1 protein-coding gene is annotated in these 3368 nt (G+C 75.2%); it reads left to right on the forward strand.

The window, feature by feature from the left end:
* The first annotated feature begins 105 nt into the window (after positions 1–105).
* Positions 106–3228: an AfsR/SARP family transcriptional regulator gene (locus AOK15_RS35835; protein WP_055522614.1), complete on the forward strand. Its 3123-nt coding sequence runs from the start codon at positions 106–108 to the stop codon at positions 3226–3228.
* Positions 3229–3368 lie beyond the last annotated feature (140 nt).

Consider the following 3368-nt stretch of genomic DNA (forward strand, 5'->3'; position numbering starts at 1 on the left):
CCTCCGCCCTCCGCCCTCCGCCGCGTGACGCTGGGTCACTCGCGGGGGCCACGTATCGTCATGGGGTCACAGAAGATACGAGATACGAGATACAAGGGGGCCTCCTTGGCACTGGAGCCGGTGTCGTTCGCGGTTCTGGGGTCGGTCCGGGTACGGCGGGCCGGGGTGGAGCTGGCACCGGGCCGTCCGCAGGAACAGGCGCTCCTGGCGCTGCTTCTGGCGCGGGCGGGGCGACCGCTCGCGGTGGGCGAGATCGTCGACGTGCTGTGGGGGCGGCGCCCGCCGGACAGTGCCGTCAATGTGATACGCCGCCATGTGGGTTCGTTGCGCCGGTGGTTGGAGCCCGGGCTTCCCACCCGAGCCGTGGGCCGGTGGCTCGTCCGTGAGGTGGGCGGGTACCGGCTCCTGGTCGACGACGACTGTCTGGACCTGCTCCGCTTCCGCCGACTGCGCGACGAGGCACGGCGGGCCTCCGCCGATCCGGACGCGGCGCCCGCACGGACCGTGGACCTCCTCACCGAGGCCCTGGATCTGTGGCGCGGACCGGTCGGCGCCGGTCTCGCCGCCGATGTCCGGGAGCGGGCCGGGTTCGGCCAACTCGACCGCGAGCGTCTGGCGGCCGTACGGGAGGCGGCCGACGGAGCCCTGCGCGCCGGCACACCCGGCGCGGTGCTGCCCGCCCTCCAGGAGGCCGCGCTCGGCGCACCGCTCGACGAACCCCTGCTGGCCAGGCTCATCCTCACCCTGGCCGCCACCGACCGCACGGCCGAGGCCCTGACCACCTACCGGACCGCCCGCACACGACTCGCCGACGAACTGGGCATCGATCCGGGACGGGAACTGCGGGAGGCACACCGGACGGTCCTGCGCGGGGCGGAGCCCCGGAGCGCGCCCGCCCCTTGCCCCACCACCGGCCGCGCCGCCGCACAGGCATCAGCGCCCGCGCCCCGACGGGCACCCGACTCCGCATCCGACTCCCCGTCCGCGTCCGCGTCCGCGCAGGCAACCGCACCAGCACCGGCACCGGCACCGGCACCGGCACCGGCACCGACTTCAGAAACCGCGCCCGCACCCGTCCCGGCCCAACTCCCGCACGATCTGCCGACGTTCACCGGCCGCAGGGCGGAGCTGGAGGAGGTGCTGGCCCTCCTGGACACCACGCCGGGCCCGCCTGCCTCCGCCCCCGGCACCGTCGTCATCAGCGCCATCGGCGGTATGGCCGGCATCGGCAAGACCACGCTCGCCGTGCACTGGGCGCACCGCGTCGCCGACCGGTTCCCGGACGGGCAGTTGTACGTCAACCTGCGGGGGTTCACCCCCTCGGGCGCGGTGATGGGCGCGGACGAAGCCGTACGGGTGTTCCTCGACGCGCTGGGCGTACCCCCGGAGCGGGTCCCGCACGGCGTGGACGCACGGGCCGCGCTGTACCGCAGCCTGCTGGCCGGGCGGCGGTTCCTGGTGCTGCTGGACAACGCACGCGACACCGAGCAGGTACGGCCGTTGCTGCCGGGGGCGCCCGGGTGCCTGGCCATCGTCACCAGCCGCAACCAGCTGACCGGGCTCGTGTCCGCGCACGGCGCGCACGCGCTGACGCTGCGCCCGCTGGACGCCGAGCAGGCACGGGCGTTCCTCGAACGGCGGCTGGGTGCGGCGCGGCTGACCGGCGAGTCGCGGGCTGTGGCCGAGATCGCCGTGCTGTGCGCGGGGCTGCCGCTGGCCCTGGCGTGTGTCGCGGCCCGCGCCGCCGCGCATCCGCGTTTCGCGCTGTCGGCGATCGCGGCCGAGCTGCGGGAGGCGCACGGCAGCCTCGACGCGTTCAGCCGGAGCGACGCGTCCGCGAACGTCGGCGCGGTCTTCTCATGGTCCCTGAGTGCCGTGTCGGCGGACGCGGCCCGCCTCTTCCGGCTCCTCGCCCTGCACCCGGGCCCGCACTTCTCGGCGGCGGCGACGGCCGCGCTGGCCGGGCTCCCGCCGCGCCGGGCCCGTTCCCTGCTGACCGAACTCGCCGACGTCCACCTCGTCCACGAGCACGCTCCCGGCCGCTACGCCCTCCACGACCTCCTCCGCGCCCACGCGACCGAACTCCTGCGGGAGGCCGGAAAGGAGCCGGACGGCGAGACCCCCACCGGGAGCGACCCGGCAACGGAGCGCGACACGGCAGCGCGGCGGGACGCGAGGGTGGAGTGGGACATCACCGCCGGGCACGAAACGGCCTCTGGACACGACCTCGCCGACCACGACGCGGCCCCAGGGCGGCTGTACGCCTACCACCTGCACGCCGCCCACGCCGGCCAGCGGCTGCTCGCCCCGCAGGAGGATCCGTTGGCGCCGGGGCCGGTCCCGGTGGGCGTGCGGGTCGAGTCGTTCGGCGATCACGAGCAGGCCCTGGCGTGGCTGACGACCGAGTACCCGGTGCTCCTGGCCGTGATCGAGGCGGCGGTGCGCTCGGGGCGGGACCGGCTCGCCTGTCTGCTGGCCTGGTCGCTGGAGCCGTACTTCGACCGGCGGGGCCACTGGCACGACTGGGCGGCCACCCAGCGGACCGCGCTCGACGCCGCACTCCGGCTGGGCGATCCGGCGTGGGAGGCGAGGGGGCTGCGTGCGCTGGCCCGGGCCGAGGGGCGACTGGGACTGCACGAGCTGGCCCGGCCCCGTCTCGACCGGGCCCTGGAACTCTTCACCGGGCTGGGCGACGCCATCGGCCGGGCCGACACCCACCGCAGCCTCGGCTGGACCTGCGACCAGGAGGGCGACCTGCCGGGCGCGCTGCGCCACAACCGGCTCGCCCTGGAACTGTTCCGGGACAGCGGCCGCCCGGCCGCGCACGCCAGTGTCCTCAACTCGGTCGGCTGGTATCACGCGTTGCTCGGCGAGTACCGGGAGGCGCTGAGCCACTGCTTCCAGGCGCTGCCCCTGCTCCAGGACCTCGGCGACCGCTACGGCCAGGCGGCCACCTGGCACAGCATCGCCTTCGCCCACCACCATCTCGGCCGCCACCGGCAGGCCCTCCTCGGCTACGGCAACGCGCTCGACTTCTACCAGCAGTTGGGCGTGCCGTACCTGGAGGCGAGCACCCTCGTCCACATCGGCGACACCCATCGCGCGATGAGCAACCACGACGACGCCCACGCGGCCTGGCAGCAGGCGCTCACCATCCTCATCACCCTCGGCCACCCCGACGCCGACGACGTCAGGGCCCTCCTCACGGCCGGTGGCCGATGTGCGTGACCGGCGGGACGCCTGAGCCGCCCCCCACCCGAGGCCCGGCGGCTCTGTTCCCTGAACGAGGTGACCGGTGGGGCGGCCCGACGAGGTCGCCGATCGGTCCCGGAGCGGGGCGTGGGGCGAGGCATGAGGCGGAGCAGGGG

The sequence above is a fragment of the Streptomyces ossamyceticus genome (assembly GCF_001418475.1).
GTDB lineage: Bacteria > Actinomycetota > Actinomycetes > Streptomycetales > Streptomycetaceae > Streptomyces > Streptomyces ossamyceticus.